This window comes from Agrobacterium sp. ST15.16.024 (assembly GCF_027956545.1).
Taxonomy (GTDB): domain Bacteria; phylum Pseudomonadota; class Alphaproteobacteria; order Rhizobiales; family Rhizobiaceae; genus Agrobacterium; species Agrobacterium cucumeris.
In genome coordinates, this window is sequence record NZ_JAQKGO010000004.1 from 317414 (window position 1) to 330103 (window position 12690).

The following is a 12690-nucleotide window of genomic DNA, read 5'->3' on the forward strand; positions in this document are numbered from 1 at the left end:
GCCACCGCGGTAGCCAATGTTTCACGTGAATCATTTTCCTATGCAGAATTCCGAGAAGATTACGCCCAGCAGATCCTCCACATCAACACGGCCGGTTATGCGCCCAAGCGATGTCGCCGCAAGCCGTAAATATTCTGACCTTATCGCAAGGTCCATGGCTTCGGAATCCAGCGCATCACTAACATAGTTCAGCGTCTCTTCAAGCCGTTTTTTGTGACGGGCGCGGGCTGGAACCAGCGTCTGGCCAGTACCAACCCGGTTCCTGATCTCCTGGGTGATCACCGCTCGCAATTCATCCAGCCCATGTCCCTCTTTGGCAGAGATAGAAAGGTCAAAGGCATTTTCTGCGGAATCTGTAGAGAGAGCCGACTTCGTGCGCAGATAGAGGTGACGCGCATTACCAAACGAAATGAAGGATTGTTTCGGGGGCGAATCGTTATCCTGAAGCAGCAAAATGAGATCCGCATTCTCAGCTGTTAACTTCGCTCGCCGCACGCCCTCCTGTTCCACGACATCCTCGGTCTCCCTAATACCTGCGGTGTCGAATATCCGGACAAGATAACCATCCAGATTGATATCGACACTCAGGACGTCTCGCGTTGTGCCCGCTATATCGGTAACGATCGCAACATCACGGCCGCTCAAAGCATTAAGCAGAGTGGATTTACCGGCATTCGGCTCACCCACCAATGCGACCTTAAACCCATCACGGATGATTTCGCCACCATTACCCTGGCGAAGATGATCGTCAATCTCCCCCCGCAACTGCGACATCGCCTCCCACACCTGAGTTGCGACCGAATCCGGTACATCGTCTTCATCGGCGAAGTCCAGCTCCGCTTCAATCAAGGCACGGGCACGCGTTAAGCGACCTGCCCAGCCATCGTAGAGCGCGGAAAGCTTTCCGGTGCTCTGTTCCACCGCAAGGCGCCGCTGCATTTCGGTTTCCGCCTGTAGCAGGTCGGCCAGCCCTTCGACTTCGAGAAGGTCCATCTTGCCGTTTTCAAAAGCGCGGCGGGAAAATTCACCGGCATCCGCAGGACGAAACCCCTCCAAATTCTCCAGCTCGGCAAAAACTGAGGCGAGCACCGCGCGGCTACCATGGCTGTGTATCTCGACGCAGTTTTCACCCGTGAAGGAATTTGGCGCAGGAAAAGCGAGGATCAGTGCCTGATCAATGATTTCATCGTTTCGATCCCGAATCGAACTCAAAACAGCCCGCCTTGGTGACGGGATTTCTCGACCTGTCAGCGTCGTTAGAGCTAGGAATGCTTGGGGACCACTGATCCTGATCACGGCAACGCCCGCCGGCAGAGCGCCGCTTGAAAGCGCATAGATCGTATCGGCGGAAGCTGGCATCACTCACCTCGGTTTAAAACAGTCAAGCCGCATCCGAATAAACGGACGCGGCTTCAAGGTTTTCAGATGAATCCGGCTAAACTCCGGATCAGGTATTCATCGATTCGAAGAAATCGGAATTGTTCTTGGTCTGCTTCAGCTTGTCGATCAGGAACTCGATGGCATCCATCGTTCCCATCGGCGCAAGAATACGACGCAGAACAAAAATCTTCTGCAGGTCCTGACGCGGCACCAGCAGGTCTTCCTTGCGGGTACCGGACTTGAGAATATCCAGAGCCGGGAAGATACGCTTGTCGGCAACCTTGCGATCAAGCACGATTTCCGAGTTGCCGGTACCCTTGAACTCTTCGAAGATCACTTCATCCATGCGGCTGCCCGTGTCGATAAGTGCCGTTGCGATGATCGTCAGCGAACCGCCTTCTTCGATGTTACGCGCAGCGCCGAAGAAGCGCTTCGGGCGCTGCAGGGCGTTGGCATCCACACCACCGGTCAGAACCTTGCCGGAAGAGGGAACAACAGTGTTATAGGCGCGGCCGAGACGGGTAATGGAGTCGAGCAGGATCACAACGTCACGGCCATGTTCGACAAGACGCTTCGCCTTTTCGATGACCATTTCAGCGACCTGGACGTGACGGACAGCCGGTTCGTCGAAGGTGGAGGAAACAACCTCGCCCTTAACCGAGCGCTGCATGTCGGTGACTTCTTCCGGGCGTTCGTCGATCAGGAGAACGATCAGATAACATTCCGGATGGTTCGCCGTGATGGAGTGCGCGATGTTCTGCAGCAGAACCGTTTTACCGGTACGCGGCGGCGCGACGATCAAACCACGCTGGCCCTTGCCGAGTGGTGCTACCAGGTCGATCACGCGCGACGACAGATCCTTCGATGTCGGGACATCCAGTTCCATCTTGAAGCGCTCATTCGGGTAGAGCGGCGTAAGATTGTCGAAGTGAACCTTGTGACGGATCTTTTCCGGATCATCGAAATTGATCGTGTTCACCTTCAGAAGCGCGAAATAACGCTCGCCTTCCTTGGGGCCACGGATCGGTCCCTCGACAGTGTCACCGGTCTTCAAAGAGAAGCGGCGGATTTGCGAGGGGGAAATATAAATATCGTCCGGACCGGGCAAGTAGTTTGCGTTTGCGGATCGCAGGAACCCGAAACCATCCTGAAGGACTTCAACGACACCTTCGCCGATGATTTCGATGTCCTGGCTCGCGAGAACCTTGAGGATTGCGAACATAAGCTCCTGCTTGCGCATGGTGCTCGCATTTTCAACTTCCAGGGATTCGGCAAAAGTCAGCAAGTCGGTAGGCGATTTGCTCTTAAGTTCCTGAAGCTTCATTTCAGCCATGAAGGGAAGACCGTCTAATAATGTAATGTCGGGGGAGGGCGTGTTCGCGAATCAGATGCTGTGGGAAATGCCGCAGATGACTGAATAATTCACATGCCACGAAGATGAGTGGCCTGAAAATAGCGACTGAATACGGTCGCTGCAAGAGGAAAGCACGAATTCCGCGAAATTTATCGTGAAAACCCCTTAACCAAACGGTTTCACAACCACAAGTATGACAATGAGGATCATCAGCACGGTTGGAACCTCGTTCATCAACCGCCAGTGACGGGCAGGTCGGGTGTTTTCATCCCTCGCGAAACGTCTGGCGCTGCGGGTGAAATAAACGTGAGTGGCTGTTAGAAGCACGACCAGCCCGATTTTCGCGTGTAACCAGCCGCCCGAAAAACCATAAACCGACCATCCCAGATAAAGCCCCAATATCCAGCTTATCATCATCGCCGGGTTCATGATCACCTTGATCAAGCGCTGCTCCATCACCTTGAAGGTTTCGGATTGCTGCGAACCGGCGGGCGCGTCGGTGTGATAGATGAAGAGCCGCGGCAGATAAAAAATCGCCGCCATCCAGGAAATGACCGCGATGATATGCAGCGCCTTGATCCAGAGATAGAGATCGGCTGGATCGGCGTAAAACAACAGCGCAACAAAAACCGCAAAGACACCGAGTGCGATACCAGCCCGCAGGGCTGCCCTGTTTCCGGAGCGGGCGGAGGTCTGTTTCTCCTCGCTCATACCACGGCTCCGCCAGCACGCACCCGCTGCACCAGTCTTGCAACGTTTTCCGGGTCGGCCTGCGGCGTGATGCCATGGCCGAGATTGAAAATCAGTGGGCCCTGTCCGAGCGCCTGCAGCACCGCATCGATGCCATCCTGCAACGCCCTGCCGCCCGCCACCATCAGCATCGGGTCCAGATTGCCCTGCACAGGGCCTTCCTTCTGCAAGTCCCGGGCGAAGGTCAACGGCACAGACCAGTCGAGCCCGATGGCATCTGCGCCCGTTTTACGACGATAATCCTTGAGAAGATAACCGGCACCCTTGGCGAAAGCGATGATCTTTGCTGAGGGCCGGCGAGCACGCACCGATGCGATAATACGGGCAACCGGTTTTACCGCATATTCCTCGAATTCCTTTTCACCGAGCACGCCGGCCCAGGAATCGAAAATCTGCACCGCATCAGCACCGGCATCGATCTGCGCCACCAGATAATCGGCGGAAACATCGGCAAGAAAAGCCAGCAGCTTTTCCATGGCTGCGGGTTCCTGATACCCGAACAGCCGCGCTGGCGCCTGATCCGGTGTCCCATGGCCGGCGATCATATAGGTCGCAACTGTCCAGGGCGCACCGCAGAAGCCAAGAAGCGTCGTTTCATCCGGCAACGTCTTGCGCAGACGCGAAACGGTTTCGAAAACGGGCGCAAGATGCGCCATCACATCCGTCGAATCCAGCTTCTCGATGCCGCGTACATCGATCGGATCCATGGCCGGACCCTTTCCTTCGCTGAAGGATACATTGCGATGAAGCGCATCCGGTATCACCAGTATATCGGAAAAGAGAATGGCGGCATCAAGCCCGAACCGGCGAATGGGCTGAAGGGTCACTTCACTTGCCAGCTCGGGATTATAACAGAGATCAAGGAAACTTCCCGCGCTCTTTCGCGTTTCCCTGTACTCCGGAAGATAGCGTCCCGCCTGACGCATCAGCCATATGGGTGGCGGTGTGACCGTCTGCCCGTTCAACACCATCATTACCTTGCGTTCGCTCATGGCACCCAACTTCTAAAAAATAAAATCAAAGAGATTTAAAAGATTTTCTATTTCTTAGAGTCTGTGGGTAGCAAGGATTAAAATCATTCCAGTCGAAATGCCGCAGCCGCAGGGTTTGATGAGCACCAACGGATATTGCTCGGCGCAGCATCACAAGCTAAATGGGAAAACAGATATTTTCAAAATAATTTCAGTACTTTAGATTTCCAACTGAAATCATCCCATCTGTGGATAATCTGGGGAAAAGTTTGAACAGTTTTACATTCTTCCAGTAATTCACAGGCACGCCGGGCAGGATTGCAGCCACTTGCGGATTGTGGAAAAACACCACCTTATTCACGTCGCAGCTCGGCCCTCAGGACAATTTTGAAGTTTGTCCCGGTTTATCAACAGCGGGAGAAAAACAGCGTGGAGAACAAAAAAAGTTTCTTCCATCTGCACCTGATTTCGGACTCAACGGGAGAGACTCTCATGTCGGCGGGTCGCGCCGTCTCGGCCCAGTTCCATGCCTCAATGCCGGTGGAACATGTTTATCCAATGATCAGGAACCAGAAACAGCTCGGCCAGGTCGTGGATCTCATCGACAAGGAACCGGGCATTGTTCTTTATACCATCGTCGACCAGCAGCTGGCCGAGTTCCTGGATCTGCGCTGCCATGCGATCGGCGTCCCCTGCGTTAATGTCCTTGAACCGATCATCGGCATTTTCCAGACCTATCTCGGTGCGCCATCGCGACGACGGGTGGGGGCGCAGCATGCGTTGAATGCCGATTATTTTGCGCGGATCGAAGCGCTCAATTTCGCCATGGATCATGATGACGGGCAAATGCCGGAAACCTATGATGAGGCCGATATCGTCATCATCGGCATCAGCCGCACGTCAAAAACTCCAACCAGCATCTACCTCGCCAACCGGGGAATAAAGACCGCGAATATACCTGTTGTTCCCAATGTGCCCCTGCCCGATAGCCTCTATGCAGCCACCCGCCCGCTGATCGTTGGTCTTGTCGCGACGTCAGACCGCATATCGCAGGTGCGCGAGAACCGCGAACTCGGTGTGACGGGCGGATTTGACAGCGGCCGCTACACGGATCGCGCCACCATCATGGAAGAGCTGAAATATGCCCGTTCGCTCTGCGCCCGCAACAATTGGCCGCTGATCGATGTCACACGCCGTTCCATTGAGGAAACGGCCGCTGCCATCCTTGCCCTTCGCCAAAGGACACGATAATCCGAATCTCACCATTCGGAGCAGACAGTCGATGAAACAAGAGTTGATCCTCGCCTCGTCCAGTGCATCCCGCCAGATGTTGATGCGCAATGCGGGGCTGACATTTTCTGCAATACCCGCGGATATTGATGAGCGTGCGCTCGATGAGCAGCTGGAACGAGACGGCGCGAGCCCGGAAGAGGTCGCGCTGGAACTGGCAAAGGCAAAGGCCCTTGCAGTCGGCAGGCTGCATCCGGCGGCGCTGGTTCTTGGATGTGACCAGACCATGGCGCTCGGGACCCGTGTCTATCATAAGCCGAAAACCATGGCGGAGGCCGAAGCCCATCTGCTGTCATTGTCAGGTAAGGTTCATCGGCTGAACAGTGCCGCCGTTCTCGTTCATGGCGGTGAGGTGATATGGCAGACGGTCTCCAGCGCGGAACTTGCCGTGCGGATTTTGACCGCCGAATTTGTCTCCCGTCATTTGCAGCGGGTGGGTCACAGAGCCCTGACCAGCGTCGGCGCCTACCAGCTCGAAGGGGAGGGAATCCAGCTATTCACCTCCATCGAGGGGGATTATTTCACGATTCTTGGCCTGCCGCTCCTGCCACTTTTATCGAAACTGCGCGACATGGATGTCATCGATGGCTGATTCACGTGAAACATTAACCATAAACGCCTTCGTCGCGGGTTACCCGATCAAGCATTCGCGCTCACCGATCATCCATTCCTACTGGCTAAAGAAATTCGGCATTGCCGGGTCCTACAGGGCTGTGGAAGTTTCTCCGGACGATTTTCCGAATTTTGTGGCCACACTTAAGGAAGCCAAACCGGGTACGGCGGTTGGAGGCAACGTCACCATTCCGCACAAGGAAGCGGCTTATAACTTAGCCGACAGCCCCGATGCTCTGGCAGAAGAACTGGGTGCCGCCAACACCATCTGGGTGGAAGAAGGTAAGCTCCACGCCACCAATACGGATGGTTATGGTTTTGTCGCCAATCTCGATGAGCGCCATCCCGGCTGGGACAAGACCGACCGTGCGGTGGTTTTGGGAGCCGGCGGTGCGAGCCGGGCGGTCATTCAGTCCCTGCGCGATCGGGGCATTGCCGAAATCCACGTCCTGAATCGTACGGTTGAGCGCGCCCGGGAACTGGCCGACCGTTTCGGCCCCCGGGTTTTTTCGCACCCGCAAACGGCACTTCATGAAGTCATGCGGGGTGCCGGGCTTTTCGTGAATACGACATCACTCGGCATGGACGGCACCGAAGCGCCTGCATTCGATTTTTCGCCACTCGCCACCAACGCCGTCGTGACTGATATCGTCTATGTACCGTTGAAAACACCAATTCTGAAGATGGCGGAAGCGCAGGGCATAACAACGGTGGATGGGCTCGGCATGCTGCTTCACCAGGCAAAACCCGGCTTCCAGCGGTGGTTCGGTGAAATGCCGCAAGTCGATGAAACTCTCCGCTCCCTGATCATTGCGGACATGGAGAAACATTGATGATCGTCATCGGTCTCACCGGCTCGATAGGAATGGGGAAAACGACGACGGCGAAGCTGTTTGCCGAAGAAGGCGTTCCTGTTCTGGATTCGGACGAGGTCGTACACGCGCTTTATCGTGGACAAGCGGTTCCGCTGATTGAAGCGGCCTTTCCCGGTACCAGCATTTCCGGCTCTGTGGATCGGCAGAAACTCGCTGAAGTTCTGCGCGGGAATCCGGCTAATTTCAGCAGACTCGAAGCGATTGTCCACCCGCTGGTCCGTGAAAGCCAGGAAGCCTTTCTGGCGGAGGTGAGGGAAGATGGTCGCCAGTTCGCCCTTCTCGATATTCCACTGCTGTTTGAAACCGGGGCGGAGAAGCGTGTCGATAAGATAGTGGTGGTGAGCTGCGCGCCGGATATTCAACGGCAGCGGGTTTTATCCCGGCCCGGCATGACGCAAGAGAAATTTGAAATGATCTTGGCCCGGCAGATGCCAGACGCCGAAAAACGCCAGCGCGCCGATTTCGTCATCGATAGCGGAAATGGTGTCGAAGCGGCACGGGATCAGGTAAGAGGAATATTGCAGAGATTGGCCAAGACGGGTCACGGAGAGAATAATGCGTGAGATCATTTTCGATACGGAAACCACGGGCCTTGAATCGAAACTGGATCGTGTGATTGAAATCGGCGGCATTGAGCTGATCAACCATTTTCCGACCGGCCGGACGCTGCATCTTTATATCAGCCCGGAAGACCGCAAGGTTCATCCGGACGCGCTTGCGGTTCACGGCATCACCGATGACTTCTTGAAAGACAAGCCGAAATTCGCCGAAGTCGTCGATCAGATCCGCGATTTTTTCGAGGGTGCCCGCTGGGTGGCGCATAATGCGACATTCGATATGGGTTTCATCAATGCGGAATTTGCCCGTCTCGGCATTGAGCCAGTTGCAGCCGATCTGGTGACGGACACGCTTTCGCTCGCCCGTCGCAAGAACCCGATGGGACCGAATTCCCTGGATGCGCTTTGCCGGCGTTACGGTATCGACAATTCCCATCGCACAAAGCACGGCGCGCTTCTCGACTCCGAATTGCTTGCAGAAGTTTATATCGAAATGATCGGCGGGCGTCAGACGGCCCTCGGTTTCGGTTCCGCCGCCAAGCAGGAAGCAGTCATCATTGAGGACGATGTGCCACTCGAGCCGCTACAGAGGCCGAGGGCATTGGCGTCGCGGCTGGATACGGAGACGGTTGCAGCCCATGGCAAGCTCGTTCTCGGCATGGGCGACAAGGCGATCTGGAACCGTTACCAGAATTGAAGATCTGCTCAGACCCAAAAAACAGCGAATGCCGAAAAAGAAAAATGAAGGCAAAGAAAAACCCGGGCGAAGAACCCGGGTTTGTTTTTTTGAAGACTGTTGAAGGCTTCAGTTCGGTACGGCCTGAACCTTGGCTCTGGCCTGCTCTTCGGCAACGCGCTGGGCGAACATCTGAGCGAAATCGATCGGGTCGATCATCAGCGGCGGGAAACCACCGTTGCGGGTAACGTCCGCAATGATCTGACGGGCGAAGGGGAACAGCAGGCGGGGGCATTCAATGAACAGCACCGGCAGCATGTGCTCCTGCGGGAAACCGGCAATGCGGAACACGCCGCCATAAACCAGCTCGGCCGCGAACAGGACCTTGTCACCATCCTTGGCTTCCGCATTCAGCGACAGAACAACATCGAAATCCGAACCGGAGATCGGGTTTGCGTTGACATTGACGTTGATGTTGATCGCCGGCGCATTGTCACGAGCCTGAAGCGAACGAGGTGCGCCCGGATTTTCAAAGGAAAGATCCTTGATGTACTGGGTAAGAATGTTGAGGGAAGGACTAACTGCGCCCTGTGCACCATTTTCAGCGGTCATTACGTTTCCTCGCGGCGTGAATTCGTGGATGGCGGTCTATCATTTCGACCGGAGCCTTACAACCCTTCGTGATCGGGGCCTTACATCGGTTCTGAGGGGCAGATCAGGGCTTGGGCAGATCGCGATCATCCGGCTTGTGCGACCATGGAGAGCCCTTCTGCTCTTCACGGTGAAACTCCTCCTCGTCCAGATCAACCACCTTCGAATTGTCTGCAGGTCCCGGACCATTGCGGAACCCAGAATAGTCTCCCGGCTGTGGACCGGCCTGATGACCTGATTGCCGGCCCGATTGGCTGAACGAACCCGCCACGACGACACGCGGTCCAAAAGCCTTCCAAAAAAAACGCCGCACCGTGGTCGAAAGAAGCAGAAGGCCGAGGATGTCAGTGATGAAACCAGGGATGATAAGCAGGATCCCGGCAACGACCCGCATGGCGCCATTGACCAGCTCGTCCGCCGGCTGGGCGCCGGTGCGTCCCGCATCCTGGAGATTTCTCACCATGCCGATGCCGCCGAGGCGCAGGATGAGCAATCCGAGAAACGACGTGAAGAGAACGAGTGCCAGGGTCAGCCAGAGGCCTATGGCTTTGCCGACAATGATGAAGCCGGCAATTTCGAGAATGGGCATCATCAGGATGACAATGGGGAGAAAGGAAAAACGCATCTTCTAGCCTTGCGTGTGCATCTCTGGCAGATTGCCGGTTCCTGAGGACACCCTAGGACACCAATGATTGAATCTGCACATTTGAATGATGATAAGATGCAGACTATATGATGGTGTGGTTTTCGAATTTAAATGGCGGTTTTGGTAAAAGATGGGCTTTAGCGACTTTATCACATTGTTTTTTCTCGTTGCGGCGGTGCTGATATTCCTTCAGTTGCGCAGCGTTCTCGGCCGCCGGACGGGCAATGAGAAACCGCCATTCGATCCCTATAGCCCGCGCGATGTCGCCAAAGGCCCTGTAACGGACGATAACAAGGTTGTGACCCTGCCGAAACGCGGTGAGGCCGAGGATGAAAATCCCTTTGCCGAGGCGGATGCTCTGGCGCCCGTGGATTCTCCCCTGAATGCGTCCCTGCGCGAGGTGATGACCAAGGACCCGACGTTCCGGCCCAAGGAATTCCTGAACGGTGCTCGCATGGCCTATGAGATGATCGTCATGGGTTTTGCCGATGGCGACCGGAATACTCTCAAGAATCTCTTGTCGAAAGAGGTCTTCGAAGGCTTCGACGCGGCGATCTCTGAACGCGAAAGCCGCGGTGAGGTCGTGAAATCCACTTTTGTGGGTATCGAGAAGGCCGATATCACCCAGGCCGGCATTCGCGATTCCGAGGTGCAGATCACGCTGAGGATCGTCAGCCAGCTGATTTCGGCAACCTATGACAAGGACGGCAAGCTGGTGGATGGCGACCCGGATGCGGTTGCGGAAGTTGACGATATCTGGACCTTCTCGCGTGACATGCGCTCGCGCGATCCGAACTGGAAGCTGATCGCCACCGAATCCGAGCAATGACCGCGCCCTTTTCGATCGAGGAAGTTGCTTTCCAGAACCTGCCCGGCTGGCAGGAAGACGATCCCGGCAAGCTTTTTCCGGTGATGCGGACGGTTCTGTCTCATCTCCGGAATGCGAAACCTTACAGGAGCGGTGCGCTGGGGCTGACCGCTGCTGAGCTGGTTTCTCTTCTGGAAATGGCCGATGAGAAGGACGGGGCTAGTCCGGAACAGGCCCGCCACTTCTTCGAGACGAATTGTGTACCCTTTAAAATTTCTCCATCTGGAGGAAAAAGCGGTTTTGTAACCGCCTTCTATGAACCCGAGCTGGAAGTATCATCCGTTCGTGATGATGTATGGTGCCACCCAATCTATCGAAGACCGCCTGAGCTGGTGGATATAAACGACGATAATCGTCCCGCCGGTTTCGATCCATCCTATGCTTTTGCAAAAGCGGAAGAGGATGGCATTTCCTATTTTCCCGATCGCCGGGCGATCGATGAGGGATATCTGGAGGGCAGGGGTCTTGAGATCGCCTGGGTGAAATCGAAGGTCGACCTGTTTTTCGTCCACGTTCAGGGTGCGGCCCGTCTGGTGTTTCCGGATGGTACGGTAAAACGCATCACTTATGCGGCCAAGGCCGGGCATCCGTTTTCACCGATCGGGCGGCTGCTTCTGGATCGCGGCGAACTAGATCCGAAAACGATCTCGATGCAGACGATCCGTAAGTGGCTTGCCGACCACCCGGATGAGGTAAATGAGGTGCTGTGGCATAACCGCTCCTTCATTTTTTTCCGCGAGGCAGATGTCGTCGATCAGGACATGGGACCGATTGCCGCCGCCAAGGTGCCGTTGGTTGCCGGGCGGGCGCTGGCCGTGGACAGGCTTATCCATACTTTCGGTTTTCCCTTTTTTATCCATGCGCCAACCCTGACCCATCTGGATAATGGAAAACCCTTCGCCCGGCTGATGCTGGCGCTCGATACGGGCTCGGCTATCGTCGGCCCGGCGCGGGGCGATATTTTCACCGGCTCCGGTTTCGAGGCAGGAGAGCTTGCCGGCACGGTGCGTAATGAGGCCGATTTTTATATACTGCTGCCGCGCGTTGCTGCGGAAAGGTATCGGCGATGAAAGGCAGTCGAAAGCTTGGCAAGGAAGAACGCATTCTGTGGGGCAAGGTCGCAAGAACCGCGCGGCCTATCTCCGGCAGGCTGGAGGATTTGCTGGCTTTCGACGACATAGAAGAGGCGCCGACGGAGGCCATTATCCCGCAAAGCGTCAGCAGCCCTTTTCCGCGCATGCTCGCAGAACCGGTCGACGTGCCTCCGGCAACCTTGGAGAAAAAGCCGAAAATTCATCAGCCGATGGAAAAACCGGTCAAACGCAAACTAACCCGTGGCCGGTTGCCGCTGGAAGGGCGTATTGATTTGCACGGCATGTTTCAGAGCGAAGCCCATGCAGTGCTCTTGGATTTTCTATTGCGTGCGCATGAACGGGGTCTGAGGCACGTGCTCGTGATCACCGGCAAGGGGCGCTCGATCGGCAGCGACGGCGCGCTGAAAAGAGCGGTGCCCATGTGGTTTTCCAAACCGGAATATCGCCACCTGATTTCGTCCTACGAGGACGCATCCGCCAATCATGGCGGCGACGGCGCCCTCTATGTGCGGCTGGCGCGCCGGCGGGGCGAAAAATCATGACGCCGTTTGCTGAGGCCGTGCGGCAGCTTCGCGAACGCAAGGGCGTGACGCAGAAGCAGATGGCGGCGGCAATCGGTGTGTCGCCCGCCTATCTCTCGGCGCTGGAGCATGGCAAACGCGGCAAGCCGAGCTTTGATCTGCTCCAGCGTATCGCCGGATATTTCAACATCATCTGGGACGAGGCGGAGGAATTGTTCTTTCTGGCTGGTTCGTCCGACCCCAAGGTGGTGATCGATACGGTCGGGCTTGCGCCGCAATATACGGCTTTCGCCAATCGCCTGGCGCGGGATATTCGCAAGCTGTCGCCGAGTGTGATAGAGGAACTGTCAGCGGTGCTGCAAAAAAGCCGTTCTTTCGATTGAAACCCCCTCTATCCCCTGCTTTATGCAGCATCCTGAAGCATGCGGCCTTTGGGATTGGGTGT

The 12690-nt window shown here is 55.9% G+C and carries 15 protein-coding genes; 9 read left to right on the top strand and 6 right to left on the bottom strand.

Annotated elements, in window-relative coordinates:
• Positions 1 to 30: 30 nt before the first annotated feature.
• The 4 genes from mnmE to hemE all read right to left on the bottom strand — a co-directional run bounded on the left by mnmE (position 31) and on the right by hemE (position 4476).
• The gene (mnmE, locus tag PL640_RS16200; RefSeq protein ID WP_271362617.1) at positions 31 to 1359 is read right to left on the bottom strand and encodes a tRNA uridine-5-carboxymethylaminomethyl(34) synthesis GTPase MnmE; all 1329 of its coding nucleotides are present in this window, start codon (positions 1357 to 1359) and stop codon (positions 31 to 33) included.
• 88 nt (positions 1360 to 1447) lie between these two features.
• Positions 1448 to 2713, bottom strand: coding sequence for a transcription termination factor Rho (rho, locus tag PL640_RS16205; RefSeq protein WP_004444236.1), 1266 nt, complete (start codon positions 2711 to 2713; stop codon positions 1448 to 1450).
• 186 nt (positions 2714 to 2899) lie between these two features.
• Positions 2900 to 3445, bottom strand: coding sequence for a protoporphyrinogen oxidase HemJ (gene hemJ, locus PL640_RS16210; protein WP_161991377.1), 546 nt, complete (start codon positions 3443 to 3445; stop codon positions 2900 to 2902).
• Positions 3442 to 4476, bottom strand: coding sequence for a uroporphyrinogen decarboxylase (gene hemE / locus PL640_RS16215; protein WP_271362618.1), 1035 nt, complete (start codon positions 4474 to 4476; stop codon positions 3442 to 3444). The genes hemJ and hemE overlap by 4 nt, the downstream gene beginning before the upstream one ends.
• A 408-nt stretch (positions 4477 to 4884) precedes the next feature.
• Here hemE and PL640_RS16220 point away from each other — a divergent pair, with 408 nt between their 5' ends.
• The 5 genes from PL640_RS16220 to dnaQ are packed head-to-tail and all read left to right on the top strand — an operon-like array spanning position 4885 to position 8486.
• Positions 4885 to 5706 (top strand): pyruvate, water dikinase regulatory protein, encoded by an 822-nt coding sequence (locus PL640_RS16220; protein ID WP_142842134.1) that lies wholly within the window; start codon positions 4885 to 4887, stop codon positions 5704 to 5706.
• Between the two features lie 31 nt (positions 5707 to 5737).
• Positions 5738 to 6337: a Maf-like protein gene (locus PL640_RS16225; protein ID WP_271362619.1), complete on the top strand. Its 600-nt coding sequence runs from the start codon at positions 5738 to 5740 to the stop codon at positions 6335 to 6337.
• Positions 6330 to 7190, top strand: a complete 861-nt coding sequence (locus tag PL640_RS16230; protein WP_271362620.1) for a shikimate dehydrogenase — start codon at positions 6330 to 6332, stop codon at positions 7188 to 7190. Before PL640_RS16225 ends, PL640_RS16230 begins: the two co-directional genes overlap by 8 nt.
• A complete protein-coding gene (gene coaE, locus PL640_RS16235; RefSeq protein WP_271362621.1) occupies positions 7190 to 7795 on the top strand; it encodes a dephospho-CoA kinase in 606 nt (201 codons plus the stop codon). The genes PL640_RS16230 and coaE overlap by 1 nt, the downstream gene beginning before the upstream one ends.
• On the top strand, positions 7788 to 8486 hold the full coding sequence (dnaQ, locus tag PL640_RS16240; RefSeq protein WP_142842130.1) for a DNA polymerase III subunit epsilon: 699 nt from the start codon (positions 7788 to 7790) through the stop codon (positions 8484 to 8486). The genes coaE and dnaQ overlap by 8 nt, the downstream gene beginning before the upstream one ends.
• Before the next feature lie 108 nt (positions 8487 to 8594).
• On the opposite strand, the gene secB is transcribed toward dnaQ, so the two are convergent.
• Together secB and PL640_RS16250 are read right to left on the bottom strand one after the other, a co-directional pair.
• Entirely contained in the window at positions 8595 to 9077 is a 483-nt protein-coding gene (gene secB / locus PL640_RS16245) for a protein-export chaperone SecB (RefSeq protein WP_046799707.1), read from the bottom strand.
• Positions 9078 to 9180: 103 nt separating this feature from the next.
• On the bottom strand, positions 9181 to 9741 hold the full coding sequence (locus PL640_RS16250; protein WP_271362623.1) for an FxsA family protein: 561 nt from the start codon (positions 9739 to 9741) through the stop codon (positions 9181 to 9183).
• A 151-nt stretch (positions 9742 to 9892) separates the two neighbouring features.
• On the opposite strand from PL640_RS16250, the gene PL640_RS16255 reads away from it, so the two are divergent.
• From PL640_RS16255 to PL640_RS16270, 4 genes are read left to right on the top strand one after another with little or no spacing between them, the layout of a single operon-like run.
• Positions 9893 to 10591: a Tim44/TimA family putative adaptor protein gene (locus PL640_RS16255; protein ID WP_271362624.1), complete on the top strand. Its 699-nt coding sequence runs from the start codon at positions 9893 to 9895 to the stop codon at positions 10589 to 10591.
• Positions 10588 to 11700: a murein transglycosylase A gene (gene mltA / locus PL640_RS16260; protein ID WP_271362625.1), complete on the top strand. Its 1113-nt coding sequence runs from the start codon at positions 10588 to 10590 to the stop codon at positions 11698 to 11700. The genes PL640_RS16255 and mltA overlap by 4 nt, the downstream gene beginning before the upstream one ends.
• Entirely contained in the window at positions 11697 to 12266 is a 570-nt protein-coding gene (locus tag PL640_RS16265; protein WP_271362626.1) for a Smr/MutS family protein, read from the top strand. The genes mltA and PL640_RS16265 overlap by 4 nt, the downstream gene beginning before the upstream one ends.
• Positions 12263 to 12628: a helix-turn-helix domain-containing protein gene (locus PL640_RS16270; RefSeq protein WP_271362627.1), complete on the top strand. Its 366-nt coding sequence runs from the start codon at positions 12263 to 12265 to the stop codon at positions 12626 to 12628. Before PL640_RS16265 ends, PL640_RS16270 begins: the two co-directional genes overlap by 4 nt.
• Positions 12629 to 12690: the final 62 nt, after the last annotated feature.

Coding starts and splice junctions, on each gene's coding strand:
- PL640_RS16265 (WP_271362626.1), top strand. CDS start 11,697: ATGAAAGGCAGTCGAAAGCTTGGCAAGGAAGAACGCATTCTGTGGGGC.
- dnaQ (WP_142842130.1), top strand. CDS start 7,788: ATGCGTGAGATCATTTTCGATACGGAAACCACGGGCCTTGAATCGAAA.
- coaE (WP_271362621.1), top strand. CDS start 7,190: ATGATCGTCATCGGTCTCACCGGCTCGATAGGAATGGGGAAAACGACG.
- PL640_RS16270 (WP_271362627.1), top strand. CDS start 12,263: ATGACGCCGTTTGCTGAGGCCGTGCGGCAGCTTCGCGAACGCAAGGGC.
- hemJ (WP_161991377.1), bottom strand. CDS start 3,445: ATGAGCGAGGAGAAACAGACCTCCGCCCGCTCCGGAAACAGGGCAGCC.
- mltA (WP_271362625.1), top strand. CDS start 10,588: ATGACCGCGCCCTTTTCGATCGAGGAAGTTGCTTTCCAGAACCTGCCC.
- hemE (WP_271362618.1), bottom strand. CDS start 4,476: ATGAGCGAACGCAAGGTAATGATGGTGTTGAACGGGCAGACGGTCACA.
- PL640_RS16250 (WP_271362623.1), bottom strand. CDS start 9,741: ATGCGTTTTTCCTTTCTCCCCATTGTCATCCTGATGATGCCCATTCTC.
- rho (WP_004444236.1), bottom strand. CDS start 2,713: ATGGCTGAAATGAAGCTTCAGGAACTTAAGAGCAAATCGCCTACCGAC.
- mnmE (WP_271362617.1), bottom strand. CDS start 1,359: ATGCCAGCTTCCGCCGATACGATCTATGCGCTTTCAAGCGGCGCTCTG.
- secB (WP_046799707.1), bottom strand. CDS start 9,077: ATGACCGCTGAAAATGGTGCACAGGGCGCAGTTAGTCCTTCCCTCAAC.
- PL640_RS16255 (WP_271362624.1), top strand. CDS start 9,893: ATGGGCTTTAGCGACTTTATCACATTGTTTTTTCTCGTTGCGGCGGTG.
- PL640_RS16230 (WP_271362620.1), top strand. CDS start 6,330: ATGGCTGATTCACGTGAAACATTAACCATAAACGCCTTCGTCGCGGGT.
- PL640_RS16225 (WP_271362619.1), top strand. CDS start 5,738: ATGAAACAAGAGTTGATCCTCGCCTCGTCCAGTGCATCCCGCCAGATG.